Genomic DNA, 16,964 nt, shown 5'->3' on the forward strand with positions numbered 1-16,964 from the left:
CGGAGCCCCGGTCGTGCTGGACCCGCGCGGCGATCCACGGGCGCCTTGGCGCAAGCGGGCGGCCTTCGCGGCGGCGGATGTCGCGATGGCGGCCTCGGGAACCGTGTCGCTCGAGCTTGCGGCGGCGGACACGCCCATGGTCATCGGCTACGATTTCGGCTGGATCAGCCGCCAGATCGCGAACCGCGTGGTGAGGATCGACACGGTGACGCTGGTCACCCTCGTCTCCGGGACCCGTGTGGTGCCCGAGTTCCTGGGCGACGCCTGCCGCCCCGCGCCCGTCGCCGCCGCCGTCCTCGACCAGCTCGCCCGCCCCGGTGCGCAGCGCGCCGCGCTGGCGCTGACCATGGAGCGGCTCGGCCGCGGCGGCGAAGCGCCGGGGGTGCGGGCGGCGCGGGCGGTGCTCGACGGTATGGCCGCGGCGCAGGCGGAGGATGCGGGAGCCTCCGGCGGGGATATTTAGAAAAGCAAAGATGGGGCGATGCGTGCCCCTTCGGGTTCAGCGCCACAGGCCGCTGCCGGAACCGCAGATCGGGCAGACGAGGCCGGGGATGACCCTGTCATCTTTGCTTCACAAATATCCCCGCCGGAGGCTCCGACCCCTCGGTAAGAACCGCCCGACGAGGGTGCGCAGCACCTGCGCGCGACGGGTTCAGCCGCGCCAGATCCAGCCGCCGCCCAACACGCGGGTGCTGTCGGGATCGTAGAACACGCAGGCCTGGCCGGGGGAAACGCCTTCCTCGGGGGTCAGCAGCTCCACCGTCGCCTCGGTGTCCGAGATCGGCCGCAGCAGAGCGGCGCGGGGCGGGCGGGTGGAGCGGACGCGGACTTCGACCTCCCAGCTGTCGCGGGAGGCGAGGGGGGCGTCGCCGAGCCAGTTGATCTCGCGCAGCGGCACGCTGCGGGTGGCAAGCAGGGCCTTCGGGCCGACGACCACGTGGCGGCGATCCACGTCGAGCTTCACGACGTACAGCGGTTCGTCCAGCCCGCCGATGCCGAGGCCGCGGCGCTGGCCGACCGTGTAGTGGATCACCCCGCGGTGCTGGCCGAGCACGCGGCCCTCGGTGTCGACAATGTCGCCCGGATCGGCGGCGCCGGGGCGCAGCTTCTCGATCACCGCGGCGTAGTTGCCGTTCGGCACGAAGCAGATGTCCTGGCTGTCCGGCTTGTCGGCGACCGAGAGCCCGTATTTCGCGGCAAGCGCCCGGGTTTCCGCCTTGCTGGCCAGGTGGCCGAGGGGGAAGCGGAGGTAGGAGAGCTGTTCGGGCGTGGTCGAGAACAGGAAATAGGACTGGTCGCGGTTCGCGTCGGCGGCGGAATGCAGCTCGGGCCCCGCCGCGCCCACGCGGCGCCGGATGTAGTGGCCCGTCGCCATGCAGTCGGCGTCGAGGTCCCTGGCGGTTTCCAGCAGGTCCTTGAACTTCACCCGCTCGTTGCAGCGGATGCAGGGCACCGGCGTCGCCCCGGCGAGGTAGCTGTCGGCGAATTCGTCGATCACCGCCTCGCGGAAGGTGTTCTCGTAATCGAGGACGTAGTGGGGGAAGCCCATGGCCTCGGCCACGCGGCGGGCGTCGTGGATGTCGCGCCCCGCGCAGCAGGCGCCCTTCTTCGCCAGAGCCGCCCCGTGATCGTAGAGCTGGAGCGTGACTCCGACGACGTCATAGCCCTCTTCGGCCAGCATCGCGGCGACCACCGAGCTGTCCACGCCCCCCGACATCGCGACAACCACGCGGGTTTCTGCCGGGGGCTTTGCGAAGCCCAGGGAATTGAGCGGCATCTTGGTGTCGAGCGGCATGGTGTCCCTCCTTTCGGACCCGCGCAATATAGGAAAATTGGCGATACTCTCAAGGCGGCGTTTCACCCCCGATTAAGCGGCTCGTCCTAGTCTTTCCCGCGTGGGGAAGGAAAGGGGTGAACGATGTATCTGAAGAAACTCGACGGTCCGCGCGCCGTCAGGCTGCCGGGAGGAAAGATCATGACGCGGGCGGATCTTCCGGACAGGACCACGAAACGATGGGTGGCAAGCCGGAAGGCGGCCGTCGTCCGGGCCGTTGCCGCAGGTCTGATCACAGAGGAGGAGGCGATGGAGACCTACGCCCTGACGCGGGAGGAATTGCAGTCCTGGGCGCAGGCCGTCGACCGCCATGGCGAAGCCGCCCTGAAGACGACCCGCCTGCAAAAATACCGACAACTTTAGGAGGTAGCCGGAGATTGCGTTAACGAGTAATGATAGATTAACGAATTGCTGTGAACGTGGCCGGAGAAGCCGTCAAGAGGAGAGTCACATGCGCGTTCTGCTGGTGGAAGATGATCCCACGACCTCGCGCAGCATCGAATTGATGCTCACGCATGCCAACCTGAACGTGTATTGTACGGACCTCGGGGAAGAAGGGGTCGATCTCGCAAAGCTCTACGATTACGATCTTATTCTGCTAGACCTGAACCTTCCGGACATGAACGGGCACGAGGTTCTGCGGCAGGTGCGCATGGCGCGTATCGACACGCCGATCCTGATCCTCTCCGGCGCGGACGATACCGAAAGCAAGATCAAGGGATTCGGTTTCGGCGCCGACGATTACCTGACCAAGCCCTTTCACCGCGAGGAATTGGTGGCGCGGATCCATGCGATCATCCGGCGATCGAAGGGCCACGCCCAATCGGTAATTCACACCGGAAAGTTCTCGGTAAACCTGGATACGAAGACCGTCGAGGTGGAGGGAAAGCCGGTGCACCTGACCGGGAAGGAATACCAGATGCTGGAACTCCTTTCCCTGCGCAAGGGCACGACGCTGACCAAGGAGATGTTCCTCAACCACCTTTACGGCGGCATGGATGAACCGGAGTTGAAGATTATCGACGTGTTCATCTGCAAGTTGCGCAAGAAGCTGAGCCAGGCGACCGACGGCGACAACTACATCGAGACGGTCTGGGGCCGCGGTTACGTCCTGCGCGATCCCGATCAGAAGGAAGATCCGCAGCGGATGGTGGCGAGCGCCTGACTCCTCGGCGTGACGCAGCGGCGAGTCGGTTGCCGACCAGCGGTGGCGCCGGTCCGATGCGGTGATGTGCCTGTGCGCCGGGCGATCTTCGCTGTTTCCCCCAGATGCCTGCCGATTATGGCACTCGGAGCCATACGGGGGCGCCGACGAGGAAGGCGGGTTTGTGCAGAACTGCGGGCTGACCGTCATGGGCGGCGATCTGCGTGGAATGTGACGAGTGACGCCCGGGCCAGGTGGGGCGCGGCGGTCGGGCGAGATGAGTGTCGGTCGTGACATCGGCGGGCGTGTCGAATGCCGGCCCGTGCCGGACAGGGCCGCTGACGTGCGATCGGCGGATATCAGGGACGGTCGTGACATGGGCGGACATGGCGCATGGAGGCCGTGATGCGGGACGACGGTTGCGAAGGGCGGCGGTGACGCGTTGAATGGCGGCCGTGATCGATGGTGGCCGTGACGGGGTGCGACGGCTGCCGAAGGGATGTGACGAGACGTGAAGGTATCCGGGCGGGTCCTTGTCGATGTCGGATGCCGACAGGCGCTTCGGAGCGTTGTCCCGGAACGATTGGCGTGAACCCCTTGAGGATTGGTGAAAGGGTGGCGCCGCCTCAGGTGGCTCGGCAATCGCCTGCCTCGGCCGGCTGGTCCATGCGGTCCGGTCGTTCGCCCGCCGTGTCGCTTCGGCCCGGGTACGGCAAGGCGCAAGCTGCTTCGGGGGCGTTCGCCGTCCTGGGCGCCGGCACGGCAGAGCGCCCTGCAATGGAACCGGAGAGACAGTGTCGACCGCCCTCGCCGGAGAGCGGGACCGGGCGGTGCGGGAATTTCCTTTCTCCCGGGCCGACGGGGATCGGTGCGACGACTTTCGGGGTGCAAAGCCACTGGACCGGTCCGCGGACGGCTCCTATCACCTGAGGAGAGAGCAGGCGGCGGAGAACGGCATGGGCACGCAGAAGAAGGTGGAAGATCTGACCGAGGACGAGGCCGCGGCAGAGCTGGAGCGCCTGGCGCAGGTCATCGCCGAGGCCAACACGGCCTATCACACCGAGGATGCCCCCGAGCTCAGCGATGCCGCCTACGACGCGCTGAAGCGGCGCAATCAGGAGATCGAGGCGCGGTTTCCGCGGCTGAAGCGCGCCGACAGCCCCTCGGATCAGGTGGGCGCCGCCCCGGCGGAGGGGTTCGCGAAGGTCGCCCACAGCCAGCGGATGATGTCACTTGGCAATGCCTTCGCCGCCGAGGACGTGACAGAGTTCGACCGCAGCGTGCGCAAGTACCTCGGGCTGGGCGAGGATGCGGACCTGGCCTTTACCGCCGAGCCGAAGATCGACGGGCTGTCTCTGTCGCTGCGCTACGAGGCAGGGCGGCTGGTGCAGGCGGCGACCCGGGGCGACGGCGCGGTGGGCGAGAACGTGACGGCCAACGCCCGCACCATCGGCGACATTCCCGAGCGGCTGGAGGGTGCGCCGGAGGTGCTGGAGGTGCGGGGCGAGGTCTACATGTCCCACGCCGATTTCGCGGCGCTGAACCTGCGGCAGGGCGAGATGGGGGCGAAGACCTTCGCCAACCCCCGCAACGCCGCCGCAGGGTCGCTGCGCCAGTTGGATCCGCGGATCACGGAACGTCGGCCGTTGAGGTTCTTCGCTTACGCCTGGGGCGAGGTCTCGGCGCCTTTGGCCGACACGCAGATGGACGCGATCGAGCAGCTGGAAAAACTCGGCTTCTCGGTCAATCCGCTGACGCGGCTCTGCGACGGAGCGAAGGAAATGCTGGCCCATTACGCGGCGATCGAGCAGCAGCGCGCGACGCTCGGCTATGACATCGACGGCGTGGTCTACAAGGTCAACGACCTGGAGCTGCAGCGGCGGCTCGGCTTCCGCTCGACAACGCCCCGCTGGGCCATCGCGCACAAGTTCCCGGCCGAACTCGCTTGGACGCGGCTCGAGAAGATCGAGATCCAGGTGGGGCGCACCGGGGCGCTGTCGCCGGTGGCGCGGCTCACGCCGGTGACGGTTGGCGGCGTCGTGGTATCGAACGCGACCCTGCACAACGAGGATTACATCGCGGGCCGCGATGCGAAGGGTGGCGAGATCCGCGGCGGCAAGGACATCCGCGAGGGCGACTGGGTGCAGGTCTATCGCGCGGGCGACGTGATCCCGAAGGTGGCGGACGTGGACCTGGACAAGCGGCCGGACGGTTCGGTGCCCTATGCCTTTCCGACGCGCTGTCCCGACTGCGGCTCGGACGCGGTGCGCGAGCCCGGCGACGCGGTGCGCCGCTGCACCGGCGGGCTGATCTGCCCGGCCCAGGCGGTGGAGAAGCTGAAGCATTTCGTCAGTCGCGCGGCCTTCGACATCGAGGGACTGGGGGCGAAGCAAGTGGAAGAATTCTACTTCTTGAACTGGATCGATGAACCAGCGGATATTTTTACTCTCAAGGAGCGCGACCGCGACGGAGCTAAGCTTAAGGGAAATTCATTTGATTTCATACTGAGACTTTCCTTGCTTGAGGCGAATCAGATGGAATTCGAAAATTCCATCATCGTGAGAACCTCCTCCATAAGCAGAAGGAATTATCCAAATTTGCCAAGTCGCCTTCGTTCGATTTACTCAAGAATATCAGAAGCTGAGGGGAGAGGTGATGTGGAAGATGTTCCGTCAGCAGCCGATCTTCTCGATCACCTATCAGGGAAACGTCTTTATAAAAGAGTGAGTTGGGGTGAGGTTTCTGCGCAGAACTTGTTTCAAGCAATTGATAAGCGGAGAGAAATATATCTTGATCGTTTGATTTTTGCAATAGGCGTAAGGCATGTGGGCGAGTACGTCTCTACGAGGTTGGCGAGACATTTTGTAAAGTGGGAAAATTTTCGAAATCTTTTCGGTAGTGGCTCATTAAGAGAGTCTACCTACAAAATTCTTATAGACGTAGACGGAGTTGGGCCACAAATTTGCAGCGCGTTGATAAGTACATTAAGCCAGCCAAAAGAACTTTCTGCAGTTGACCGCTTGGTTGATCAGCTAATCAATGTTCTTCCGTTGCGAGAAAGCAATGAAGCCTCCTCAATTTCGGGCAAGACGGTGGTCTTCACCGGCACGCTGGAGCGGATGACGCGGGCCGAGGCGAAGGCGCGGGCCGAGGCCCTGGGCGCCAAGGTGGCGGGCAGCGTCTCGGCCAGGACCGACCTGCTGGTGGCGGGGCCGAACTCGGGGAGCAAGGCGAAGAAGGCGGCGGAACTCGGGATCGAGACGCTGGACGAGGACGGCTGGCTGCGCCTGATCGAGGGGCGATGAGCGGGCGGCCGGAGGTCCTGTTCCCGCTCTTCGCCGAGGCGACGGTGCTGGACGGCGTGGGACCGAAGACCGCGCAGGCATTGGCCCAGCTTGGCATCGAGAAGCCGCGCGACCTGCTGTTCACGCTGCCCCATTCCGGCATCGACCGGCAGCGCCGCGACACGGTGCAGGGCAGCGAGCCGGGCACCGTTGTCAGCGTCGAGGTCCTGGTGGGCCGCCACATCCCCGCGCGGGCCAAGGGGCGGCCCTATCGCGTCGAGGTGACGGATGCGGCGACGACCTTCCAGCTGGTGTTCTTCCACGCGCGGGGCGAATGGCTGAACGGGCAGCTGCCCACGGGGCAGAGGCGGGTCGTGTCGGGCAAGCTCGAATTCTTCGACGGCATCGCGCAGATGGTCCATCCCGACCACATCCTGCGCCCGGAGGAGGCGGAAGCGATCCCGGCGTTCGAGCCTGTCTATCCGCTGACCTCCGGCGTCACGCAGCGCACGATGCAGCGGGCCGCGGCCTCGGCGCTGGACCGGGCGCCGGAGCTGCCGGAATGGATCGACCCGGGGCAGCTGGCCAAGGCGGGCTGGCCCTCGTGGCGTGAGGCGCTGCGGCAGGCCCATGGGCCGGAGGGCGTGGCGGGACTGTCGGCCGAGCATCCTGCGCGCCAGCGGCTCGCCTACGACGAGCTGCTGGCGCACCAGCTGACCCTGGCGCTTGCCCGGGCGGACCGGGCGAGGGCGAGGGGGATCGTGTCGCGCGCCACGGGGCGCTTGCAGGCGCGGGTGCTGGCGGCGCTGCCCTACCGGCCCACCGGCGCGCAGGAGCGGGCGATGCGCGAGATCGCCCAGGACATGGCCCGGCCCACCCGCATGAACCGGCTGCTGCAGGGCGATGTCGGGGCGGGCAAGACGCTGGTCGCGCTGATGGCGCTGCTGGTCGCGGTCGAGGCCGGGGGGCAGGGGGTGCTGATGGCCCCGACCGAGATCCTCGCGCGCCAGCATCTCGAAGGGTTGCGGCCGCTGGCCGAAAGCGCGGGCGTGGTGCTGGAGATCCTGACGGGCCGCGACAAGGGGGCCGAGCGGGCGGCGAAGCTCGCCGCGCTGGCCGACGGGCGGATACAGGTGCTGGTCGGCACCCATGCCGTGTTCCAGAAGGACGTGGCGTTTCACGACCTGCGGCTCGCCGTGGTGGACGAGCAGCACCGCTTCGGCGTGCGCCAGCGGCTGGAACTGGGCGCGAAGGGGAAGGGCGCCGACGTGCTGGTGATGACGGCGACGCCGATCCCGCGGAGCCTTTCGCTGGCCCAGTACGGCGACATGGAGGTGTCGGTGCTGGACGAGAAGCCGCCGGGACGGCTGCCGGTGAAGACGGCGCTGGTCGGCACCGGGCGGCTCGACGAGGTGGTCGACTCGCTGCGCCGCGCGGTCGGCGAGGGGCGGCAGGCCTATTGGGTCTGTCCGCTGGTGGACGAGAGCGAATCCTCGGACCTGACGGCCGCGCAGGAGCGGTTCACCCGGCTGCGCGCGGCCCTGGGCGAGGGGGTCGTCGGGCTGGTCCACGGGCAGATGCCGCCCGCCGAGAAGGACGCGGCGATGGCGCGGTTCGTCGCGGGGCAGACGGGCGTCCTGGTGGCGACGACGGTGATCGAGGTCGGGGTGAACGTGCCCAATGCCTCGATCATGGTGGTGGAGCGGGCCGAGAGCTTCGGCCTTGCCCAGCTGCACCAGCTGCGCGGCCGGGTCGGGCGCGGCACGGCCGATTCGACGTGCCTGCTGATGTACCAGCCCCCCCTGGGCGAGACGGCGCGGCGGCGGCTCGAGATCCTGCGCGAGACGGAGGACGGCTTCCGCATCGCCGAGGTGGACCTGGAGATGCGCGGCGCGGGCGACCTGATCGGCCATGCGCAATCGGGCCTGCCGCGGTTCCGGGTGGCGGATCTGGAGCGGCAGGCGGCGCTGATGGCCGTGGCCCAGAGCGATGCGCGCGCGCTGCTGGCAAGCGATCCGAAGCTGGAGGGCGCACGGGGAGCGGCCGCGCGGCAGCTTCTGTGGCTGATGGAGCAGGACAAGGCGATCCGCCTGATTTCCGTGGGTTAGCGGGCGCGTTCCGTTTTGTTCGCGAATGTTCTCAAAAAGTTCTTTACTTTGGTGAACGGCTGTGAGAACAAAGGGGCAACGGAAACGCGGTGAGGAGGATCGCAGGATGTTGCAACAGATCGTATCGGTGCTGAAGCGCTCGGAAACGCTGATGCAGGACTTTGCAGGCGCCTCCGCCCTAGCCGTGCTTCTCGTCGCCGGGCTGTACCTCCCCGGCCTTTTCTGAGGTCTTTCTGCCTGCTCTCCGCTCTGCCGGTCACGCATCCCCTTTCCCCAAGCCTGGATGCACCTGACTGTCCCCAGTCGCCGGGTCGCCTGCCCGGATCGACCGGCCCTCGTTCGGATTGCCACTGACGCCGCCATCTCCGGATGCGCGGCGTTTTTTTTGCGGCGCCGCTTTCCGGGGGAAAGCGGGGCGCCCGTGGCGGGGGCGGGGCGATATCGCGACCGTCGTTCCGGTTGCGAGGTCGGATGCCTCCGGCGGGGATATTTGGAAAGCAAAGATGACGGGGCGGGGGAAGGCCCGGGCGTGGTCGCGCCTCGGGCCGGGTGGGCAGGGACCCATGGCCAGCCGGTCGGGACGGCAACCGGGACAGGCTGCGGGCGTGCCGGTCCGGCGGTGGAGGGAGGTGCGGCGGTGCCGCAGGCGCGGGAAGATGGTCGGCCCGCTCGCAGGAAACGGTTTCGTCTCGCCGCGGCTTTGCTTACGCAGGGGGCGGAGGATCTCATGGACGCGGAGACGGGGCAGAGGGTGCGGGCGCGGCTGAACCTGCAGGTGCTGCGGGGGGCGTTTCCCGTGCTGCTGGGGGTCGGGCTGTTCGCGCTCGGGCTCTATGCGCTCTACCACCTGCTGCGGCCGGTCGATCCGGCGGATGTCGCGGCGCAGATCCGGGCCACCCCCGTCGGTGTGCTGCTGGCGGCGCTCGGGGCCACTGTCGCGGGCTATGCGGCGCTGATCTTCTACGACTGGTTCGGGCTGCGCTTCATCAACCGGCGTCTCAGCCCCGGGGTCGTCGCGCTTGGCGGTTTCCTCGGCTATGCCTTCGGCAACACGATCGGGATCAGCGTCGTGTCGGGCGGCGCGGTGCGCTATCGCATCTATTCCGCCGCGGGGCTGAATGCGTTCGAGGTGGCGGCGGTGTCGGGATACATCGCGCTGGCGCTCGGTACCGGGCTGACGCTGGTGGGGCTCGGGGCCGTGGCGGTGCATCCCGGCCCGGCCTCGGCCTATCTGCCCTACGGTCCCGGGACGATCCGGGCCGTGGCGGGGGCGGTGCTGGCGCTGTCGGTGGGGCTGATCCTCTACCTGTCTGTCAGCCAGCGGCAGCTGCGGGTCTGGAGCTATGACCTGCACCTACCGCCGCCCGGCGATGTCGGCGGGCAGCTGATCGTCACGCTGATCGACGTCTTCGCCGCGGCCTTCGCGCTGTGGGTCCTGCTGCCGGCGGGCAAGCCCGACTTCGCCACCTTCGTCGCGATCTATGCGGCGGCGATGATGATCGGGGTCCTGTCCCACGTGCCGGGGGGCGTCGGCGTGTTCGAGACGGTGGTGATCGGCACGCTGCCCGCCTCGGTCGCGGTCGGGGACGCGGCGGCGGCGCTGCTGCTGTTCCGGCTGATCTACTACCTTCTGCCCTTCGCCCTGGCCTTCGCCATCGTGGCGCTGAACGAGGCGCGGCTGGCGAGCGGGTTCGGCAGCCGGTTGCTGGCGCGGATGCCGGGGATGCAGGCGGCGCTTGGCACGCTGCACGGGATCGCGCCGGCGCTGGCGGCGGCGGTGGCCTTCGGCTTCGGGGTCTACCTGATGCTCGTCACCATGGTGCCCTCGGTCCGGAGCGGCGCCATCGCCGACGGCGACCTCGTGGGCTGGCTGCTGCTGGAAGGCGGCACCATCGGTTCGGCCATCGCGAGCGTGGCGCTGCTGATCGTGTCCCACGGGCTCGCGCAACGGGTGTCCTCGGCCTACTGGGTGGCGATCTTCGCGCTGGTGGGCGGCGCCGCGGGGCTGCTGCTGAACGACCTCGACATCGAAAACGCGCTGGTGCTCTGCCTCGGGGCCGTGTCGCTGTTGCCGTTCCGCCGGGCCTTCAACCGGCCCGGGCGGCTGACCGAGGGGGTGTTCGAGGCGCGCTGGTTCGCCACCGTCTTCGGCGTCGGGATCGCCACGGCGGCCTTCTTCTTCTTCGTGCACAAGGCGGTGCCCTATTCCAACGACCTGATGTCCGAGTTCTCGCGCGCCTCGACCACGCCACGGGCGCTTCGGGGCGGGCTGGCGGCGTCGGCGGTGCTGTTCTTCTTCAGCATCTACCTGCTGATCCGGCCCGTGCGGCGGACGCTGCCGGTGGATGCCGATCCGGCCACCATGGCGCGGGCGGCGGTGCTGGCGGAGGGATCGGCGGATCCCCAGAGCTGGTTGAGCCAGACCGGGGACAAGCGGTTCCTGTTCTCCGATTCGGGGCGGGCCGTCATCATGTACGCGGTGCGCGGGGGGTCCTGGATCGCGCTCGGTGATCCGGTGGGCGATGCGGACGAGTTCGAGGATCTGTGCTGGTCCTTCGCCGAGCAGGCGGCGGCGGCCAATGCGCGCCCCGTCTTTTACGAGGTCAGCGGGCGCAACCTGCCGCTCTGGGTGGAGCTCGGGCTGTCGCTGAACAAGATCGGCGAGGAGGCGGTGGTGCGGCTGCCGGAGTTCAGCCTGGCGGGCGGGCGGTTCAAGACCATGCGCGCGACGCTGAACAAGCGGCAGCGCGAAGGCTACGAGATCGCGCTCCTGTCGCCGCCCCATGCGCACGGGCTGATGGAGGAGCTGAAGGCGATCTCGGACCTCTGGCTGGGGGGCAAGACGGGGCGCGAGAAGGGGTTCTCGGTGGGGCGGTTCGATCCCGTCTACCTGGGGCATTTCGACATCGCCGTCGCGCGCAAGGACGGGCGGATCGTCGCCTTCGCCAACATCATGGCCTCGTCGGGCGGGCGGTTCGTGGCGGTCGACCTGATGCGCTATCTGCCGGAGGAGGCGTCGGGGCTGATGGAGTACATGTTCCTGAGCCTGATCGAGCATTACAAGACCGCGGGGGCGGAGGAGCTGAGCCTTGGCTCGGCGCCGCTGGCGGGGCTGTCGGAGCGGTCTGTGGCGCGGTCCTGGAACAGGTTCGGGCGGCTGATCTACCGGCACGGCGGGGCGTTCTACAACTTCGCGGGGCTCAGGGCCTTCAAGCAGAAGTTCCAGCCCGAATGGCGGCCGCGCTACCTCGCGGTGCCGCCGAAGGTCTCTCCGGTCTTCGCGATGCGCGACGTGGCGCTGCTGATCGCGGGCTCTCCGCGGGGACTGGTCGGGAAGGGGTAGGGCGTTACGCGCGACGGGGCAATTCGGAATGAATACGTTTGCAAAAATCGGAGCGGGTGCTAGGCTCGCGCGACTCCCGCTGCGTGCTGACATCGAAAGGATCTGCCGTGCCGTCCGACTCCCATCCCTTCCCCGGCGTGACCCATCACCGGCAGCCGAAGCCGCCCGCCGCCTCGGAAACCTCCGGTATCGAGGACGCCGTGACCTCCATCTTGGCTGCCGTGCGCGCACGAGGTGACGCGGCGGTGCGCGAGTTCGGGAAGAAGTTCGACAAGAGCGACCTCGACGCATTCGAGGTCACGCCCGAGGCGCGGCGGCAGGCGGTGGACGCGCTGGATCCGCAGACGCGGAAGGACACCGAGTTCGCCATTGCAAACGTAACCAGATTTGCCGAGGCGCAGTCCGCCACCATGCTGCCGCTCGAGGTCGAGATCCTGCCGGGCGTCCATCTCGGCCACCGCGTGATCCCGGTGGAACGCGTGGGCTGCTACGTGCCCGGCGGGCGCTACCCGCTGCTCTCGGCGCCGGTGATGACCATCGTTCCGGCGAAGGTCGCGGGGGTGTCCGAGATCGTCGCCTGCCTGCCGCCGAACGCACATCCGGCGATGATCGCGGGCTGTCATCTGTCGGGCGCCGACCGGATCTTCCGCATCGGCGGGGCGCAGGCGATCGCCGCCATGGCCTTCGGGACCGAGACGGTTCCGGCGGTGAACAAGATCGTCGGGCCCGGCAATGCCTACGTGAACGAGGCGAAGCGGCAGGTCTTCGGGCCGGTCGGCATCGACCAGCTGGCGGGACCTTCGGAAATCTACATCCTCGCCGACGCCACGGGCGATGCCGAGATGATCGCGACCGACCTTCTGGCGCAGGCCGAGCATGACGTGCACACCCGCGTCGGACTCATCACCACGGATGCGGCGCTGGCCAAGGCGGTGGAGCAGGAGGTGGCGCGCCAGCTCTCCACGCTCTCGACCGCCTCGACGGCGGGGCAGGCCTGGGAGGCCTTCGGCGAGATCGCGATCTGCGAGGACGAGGCGGCGCTGATCGCCTATTCCGACCACATCGCGGCCGAGCATCTGCAGATCCACACCGCCGACCCGAAAGGGCTGGCGAAGAGGCTCAGGAACTACGGCTCGCTCTTCATCGGCGAGAACGCGAGCGTGGTCTATTCCGACAAGTGCTGCGGCACGAACCACACGCTGCCGACCATGGCGGCGGGGCGCTATACCGGGGGGCTGTGGGTCGGGGCCTATTTGAAGGTCGCGACGCACCAGTGGCTTACGGCGGAGGGCATCCGCGCCGTCGCCCCCCCGGCCGTGCGCCAGAGCGCGAGCGAGGGGCTGGAAGGGCACCGGCGGGCGGCGCAGCTTCGGCTCGACCGGCTTCAGCAGCCCGCGGGCTGAACCGCGCCGTGATCCGTCGCCGCCTCGAAGGCGGCGGCGATGCTCAGCACCGTGGCCTCGTCCCCGTGCCGCCCGACGATCTGGAGGCCGAGGGGCAGGCCTCCGGCAAATCCCATGGGCACCGAGATCGCCGGGTGGCCGGTCAGGTTGAACGGGATCGTGCGCATGGGGGTCCAGAGCGGCTTGCCGGGCTGGAAGGCCGCGAAGGGCGGCGCCGGGGTGAGGGTCGTCGGCAGGATCAGCGCGGCGTGTTCCGTCAGCAGGGCGTCGACGAGGTGGCGCAGGTCTGCGGCAGCGGCGCGGGCGGATTCGATCCGCCCGGGCGGAATGTCGGCGCCCCCGGCGAGGCTGGCGCGGGCCATCGGGCCGCAGGCGGCGGGGTCCACGGCGATGGCGGCACCGTGCAGCAGGTATCCCTCGGACAGGATCAGGTCTGAACCGGCGGCTTCGAGCGGCGCATAGTCCGGCAGGTCGACGATGCGCACCGCCGCGCCGCAGAGGCTGAGCGCGGAGGCGGCCTCGTCCAGCAGCGGCACCAGCGCCCCGTCCGCAGCGTCGTCCCCGGCCCAGCCGCGCCCATAGGCGAGGGCGAGACCTGCGATCCCGCCGGGCTCTGCCCGATCCCGCCCCGCGAGCACGGCGAAGGCCGTCGCCGCATCGCCCACCGTGCGCGCGATCACCCCGGCGTGGTCGAGCGTGGGTGAGAGCGGCATCACGTCGTCGAGCGGGAGCGCGCCGAAGGACGGCTTCAACCCCACGACGCCGCAATAAGCGGCGGGGCTGCGCACCGAGCCGCCGGTGTCGGTGCCGAGCGCGAAACGGACCATTCCCGCGGCCACGGCAGCGGCAGAGCCGGAGGAAGAGCCGCCGGTGACGTGGGCCGCGTTCCAGGGATTGACCGGCTGCGGATAGAGCGCACCGGTGTCCGGGCCCACCGTCGCAAGCTCGTAGGTGGCGACGAGGCCGAGGGGGATCGCCCCCGCGGCACGCAGCCGCGCGACCAGGGTGCAGTCGGCGGCGGCGATGCGCGCGCCATGGAGACGGGAGCCGAAGCGCACCGGACAGCCGGCCACGTCCATCAGGTCCTTCACCGCGAAGGGGATGCCATGGAGCGGCCCGAGTTCGTCGCCGTCCGCCATCTGGCGGTCGGCCAGGGCGGCCGCGTCCAGCGCCTCCTCCCGCGCGAGGTGGACGAAGGCGCCGATGCGCGGATCCCGCTCGGCGATGCGCTCCAGCTGGGCGGTGACAAGCGCCGTGGCGGTCAGGGTGCCGTCGCGCAGCCGCGCCCCCGCCTCGGCCAGCGACAGGTCGGCGGGGTGGCGGATCACGTGCGCGCCTTCTCGAAGGCCGCCCAGGCCGCCTCGAACGCCGCGAAATCGAAACCCTCGGCGCGGGCCGGGCCGAGGACCAGCAGCTCGGTCCGCTGCATCTTCTCGACGGCGCCCGCCAGCCCGTCGGCCACCTCGGGCGGGATCACCACGGCGCCGTGGCGGTCGGCGTGGACCAGATCGCCCGGCGCGACGCTCAGCCCGAAGACCTTCACCGGCACGTCGAGCGCGGTGACATGGACGAAGCCGTGGCTGGGTCCGACCGAACCCGCGATCACCGGGAAGTCCGGCGCCAGGTCGCCGAGGTCGCGCATGACGCCGTTGGTCAGCGCGCCCGACAGACCGAAGCCCTTGTGGATCGTCGTGTTCACCTCGCCCCAGAAGGCGCCGATCGCGTTCGGGAAATCCTCGTCCTCGACCACTGCGACGGAGGGCCTCGGCGCCTCGGCCATTGCCTTGTAATAGGCCATGCGGCGGGCGCGGATGGCGTCGGGCGCCTCCTGCGGCGGGGCGAGGGCGGCGATGCGGGCGGTGACGGCATAGCCGACGATTGCCGGTGCGGAGGGGTCGGAGGACAGCATCGTGCCGCGGGTGAAGCGGTTGAAGCCGCGCTTTCCCTGCGCCACCTCGATGGCGTTGCACACGGTGGGGGTGTCGACGCTTCGCAGCAGCGTCAGAAGGGCGTCATCCATCCAGTCTCTCCAGCCAGTCCGCCAGCGCGGCGGTGGTTTCTTCGGGGTTTTCGAGGGTCGGCATGTGCCCGGCGTTTTCGATCACCACCAAGCGGCTGCCGGGGATCAGGCCGTGCATCATCTCGTGCCGCGCCACGGGGCAGAGCGCGTCGTCGCGGCCGCAGAGGACGAGGGTCGGGCAGGCGATGCGGCTCAGATGCTCGCTCTGGTCGATGCGGTTCTGAAGGGCGTGGGACTGGGCGATGAAGGTCCCGGGGCCGAGCGCGCGGGCCATGTCCATGCAGAGGTCGAGGATCGCGGCGCGGTGCGGGCTGTCGGTCAGGTAGTTCGGCTTCATCTCGTCCCGCATCACCGCGGTGAGCCCGCCCGCCTGCACCCGCGCGATCTGCGCGTCGCGGGTGCGGCTCGTGGCCTCGGGTTCGGCCAGGGGGTTGGTGTCGAGCAGGGCAAGGCCCGCGATCCGCCCGGGTGCGAGGCGCGCCATGGCCATCGCCACGATGCCGCCCATGCTGAGGCCCGCCAGCGCGAAGCGGGGCGGCGCGTGGGCAAGCACCGCCTCGGCCAGAGCGTCGATCCGGTCGGCGCCGGTGAGCGGCGCGCAATGGACGGCGCGGCGGGCCGAGAAGGCGGCGATCTGCGGCGCGAAGAGGCGCGCGTCGCACATCATGCCGGGCAGGAGGACGAGGGGGATCATGCCGTCTTCTTCGCGCCTTCCGAAAGCGCCGCGAGCTTGGCATAGGCGATGTCGGGATCGACCGCGCCGAAGCCCGCGAAGGTGCCGAAGCCGCAGTCCGACCCGCCGATCACCCGGTCCTGCCCGACGATATCGGCGAAATTGGCGAGGCGCTGCGCGATCAGGTCGGGGTGTTCGACGAAGTTCGTCGTGGTGTCGAGCACGCCGGGCACCAGGATGCGGTCCTCGGGAATGTCGGCCTTGCGGTCGCGGAACACGGTCCATTCGTGGCCGTGGCGGGGGTTGGAGGTTTCGAACAGGACGTAACGCGCCTTCGCGCCCATCAGCGTGTCGAACATCTTCGCCATGGGTATGTCGCAGACGTGGGGGCCTTCGTAGTTGCCCCAGCAGATGTGGATGCGCACCTTCTCCTGCGGCACGTCCGACAGCGCGTGGTTCAGCGCCTCGACGTGGGAGGCGGCGACCTTCACGAAATCCTCGTCCGAAAGGTCGGTGAACAGCATGTGGCGGGAGAGCGCGAGGTCGGGGCAGTCGATCTGGAGGTCGAGCCCCGCGGCGACGATGGTCTCGTACTCCGCCTTCATCGCGTCGGCCAGGGCGGCGAGATAGGCCTCCCGCGTGGGGTAGAAGTCGTTCTGCAGGAACAGCGAGATCACGCCGGGGGAGGCCGCGTTCATGAAACCGCGCTGTGCCCCGTGTTCGGCTATGGCGGCCTTGAGGTTGGCGATGTCCTTCTCCAACTCGCCCTGGCCCTTCGAGCGGACCTCGCCCACGCACATCGGTCGGGCGTACTGCGGGGTGCCGCCGGATTTGGCGATGCGCTCGAGGAAGGAGGGGAACAGCTTCAGGTCGGCCGGCGCGCGGCGCGGGCTGTCGCCGTCGAAGCCGGTGTAGCGGTCCTTGACATAGGTGGCGTAGCTGATCTTCGAGGTCTCGCCGTCCGAGACGATGTCGACCCCGGCCTCGACCTGGCGGCGCACGGTTTCCGAGACGGCGGCGGTCATGCAGGCGTCGAAGGCGGCCTCGTCGTGGGGCTCCCGCCGCTCGCGGGCGAAGATGAAGTCGACCACCTCCTGGCTGCGGGGCAGGGAGCCGACATGGGTCGTCAGGTGGGGCATGGTGTGGTCCTTTCGG

Annotated in this window: 11 protein-coding genes and 1 pseudogene; 7 read left to right on the plus strand and 5 right to left on the minus strand. The window is 68.8% G+C overall.

What is annotated here, in order from left to right; genetic code table 11:
- Positions 1 to 463, plus strand: a pseudogene (locus tag A7B20_RS07345) (lipid-A-disaccharide synthase); the annotation flags it as partial.
- A 189-nt stretch (positions 464 to 652) separates the two neighbouring features.
- On the opposite strand, the gene mnmA reads toward A7B20_RS07345, so the two are convergent.
- Positions 653 to 1,795 (minus strand): tRNA 2-thiouridine(34) synthase MnmA, encoded by a 1,143-nt coding sequence (gene mnmA / locus A7B20_RS07350; RefSeq protein WP_102107919.1) that lies wholly within the window; start codon positions 1,793 to 1,795, stop codon positions 653 to 655.
- 123 nt (positions 1,796 to 1,918) lie between these two features.
- Between mnmA and sciP the strand changes: the two genes are divergently transcribed.
- From sciP to hisD, 6 genes are all read left to right on the plus strand, one after another.
- On the plus strand, positions 1,919 to 2,197 hold the full coding sequence (sciP, locus tag A7B20_RS07355; protein ID WP_102107920.1) for a CtrA inhibitor SciP: 279 nt from the start codon (positions 1,919 to 1,921) through the stop codon (positions 2,195 to 2,197).
- A gap of 88 nt (positions 2,198 to 2,285) precedes the next feature.
- Positions 2,286 to 2,999 carry a response regulator transcription factor CtrA gene (gene ctrA, locus A7B20_RS07360; RefSeq protein ID WP_102107921.1) on the plus strand — a complete coding sequence of 238 codons (714 nt, stop codon included), beginning with the start codon at positions 2,286 to 2,288 and terminating at the stop codon, positions 2,997 to 2,999.
- Positions 3,000 to 3,934: 935 nt separating this feature from the next.
- Positions 3,935 to 6,283, plus strand: coding sequence for an NAD-dependent DNA ligase LigA (ligA, locus tag A7B20_RS07365; protein ID WP_102108007.1), 2,349 nt, complete (start codon positions 3,935 to 3,937; stop codon positions 6,281 to 6,283).
- Positions 6,280 to 8,370 (plus strand): ATP-dependent DNA helicase RecG, encoded by a 2,091-nt coding sequence (recG, locus tag A7B20_RS07370; RefSeq protein ID WP_102107922.1) that lies wholly within the window; start codon positions 6,280 to 6,282, stop codon positions 8,368 to 8,370. Before ligA ends, recG begins: the two co-directional genes overlap by 4 nt.
- A gap of 727 nt (positions 8,371 to 9,097) precedes the next feature.
- Complete coding sequence (gene mprF, locus A7B20_RS07375) at positions 9,098 to 11,713, plus strand: bifunctional lysylphosphatidylglycerol flippase/synthetase MprF (protein WP_102107923.1); 2,616 nt, start codon at positions 9,098 to 9,100, stop codon at positions 11,711 to 11,713.
- Between the two features lie 107 nt (positions 11,714 to 11,820).
- Positions 11,821 to 13,116: a histidinol dehydrogenase gene (gene hisD, locus A7B20_RS07380; protein ID WP_102107924.1), complete on the plus strand. Its 1,296-nt coding sequence runs from the start codon at positions 11,821 to 11,823 to the stop codon at positions 13,114 to 13,116.
- Here the strand turns inward: hisD and A7B20_RS07385 are convergent.
- From A7B20_RS07385 to A7B20_RS07400, 4 genes are read right to left on the minus strand one after another with little or no spacing between them, the layout of a single operon-like run.
- On the minus strand, positions 13,098 to 14,444 hold the full coding sequence (locus tag A7B20_RS07385; protein ID WP_102107925.1) for an amidase: 1,347 nt from the start codon (positions 14,442 to 14,444) through the stop codon (positions 13,098 to 13,100). The two genes, hisD and A7B20_RS07385, sit on opposite strands and share 19 nt — an antisense overlap.
- Positions 14,441 to 15,136, minus strand: coding sequence for an RraA family protein (locus tag A7B20_RS07390; RefSeq protein ID WP_102107926.1), 696 nt, complete (start codon positions 15,134 to 15,136; stop codon positions 14,441 to 14,443). The genes A7B20_RS07385 and A7B20_RS07390 overlap by 4 nt, the downstream gene beginning before the upstream one ends.
- Positions 15,129 to 15,830: an alpha/beta fold hydrolase gene (locus A7B20_RS07395; RefSeq protein WP_102107927.1), complete on the minus strand. Its 702-nt coding sequence runs from the start codon at positions 15,828 to 15,830 to the stop codon at positions 15,129 to 15,131. Before A7B20_RS07395 ends, A7B20_RS07390 begins: the two co-directional genes overlap by 8 nt.
- Complete coding sequence (locus A7B20_RS07400) at positions 15,827 to 16,948, minus strand: cobalamin-independent methionine synthase II family protein (RefSeq protein ID WP_102107928.1); 1,122 nt, start codon at positions 16,946 to 16,948, stop codon at positions 15,827 to 15,829. The genes A7B20_RS07395 and A7B20_RS07400 overlap by 4 nt, the downstream gene beginning before the upstream one ends.
- Between the last annotated feature and the right edge of the window lie 16 nt (positions 16,949 to 16,964).

This window comes from Oceaniglobus roseus, from assembly GCF_002869745.1.
Taxonomy (GTDB): Bacteria; Pseudomonadota; Alphaproteobacteria; order Rhodobacterales; family Rhodobacteraceae; genus Oceaniglobus; species Oceaniglobus roseus.

What these genes read in the sequence shown, in the direction of transcription:
- mnmA (WP_102107919.1), bottom strand. Translation starts at nt 1,795, where the DNA reads ATGCCGCTCGACACCAAGATGCCGCTCAATTCCCTGGGCTTCGCAAAG.
- sciP (WP_102107920.1), top strand. Translation starts at nt 1,919, where the DNA reads ATGTATCTGAAGAAACTCGACGGTCCGCGCGCCGTCAGGCTGCCGGGA.
- ctrA (WP_102107921.1), top strand. Translation starts at nt 2,286, where the DNA reads ATGCGCGTTCTGCTGGTGGAAGATGATCCCACGACCTCGCGCAGCATC.
- ligA (WP_102108007.1), top strand. Translation starts at nt 3,935, where the DNA reads ATGGGCACGCAGAAGAAGGTGGAAGATCTGACCGAGGACGAGGCCGCG.
- recG (WP_102107922.1), top strand. Translation starts at nt 6,280, where the DNA reads ATGAGCGGGCGGCCGGAGGTCCTGTTCCCGCTCTTCGCCGAGGCGACG.
- mprF (WP_102107923.1), top strand. Translation starts at nt 9,098, where the DNA reads ATGGACGCGGAGACGGGGCAGAGGGTGCGGGCGCGGCTGAACCTGCAG.
- A7B20_RS07390 (WP_102107926.1), bottom strand. Translation starts at nt 15,136, where the DNA reads ATGGATGACGCCCTTCTGACGCTGCTGCGAAGCGTCGACACCCCCACC.
- A7B20_RS07395 (WP_102107927.1), bottom strand. Translation starts at nt 15,830, where the DNA reads ATGATCCCCCTCGTCCTCCTGCCCGGCATGATGTGCGACGCGCGCCTC.
- A7B20_RS07400 (WP_102107928.1), bottom strand. Translation starts at nt 16,948, where the DNA reads ATGCCCCACCTGACGACCCATGTCGGCTCCCTGCCCCGCAGCCAGGAG.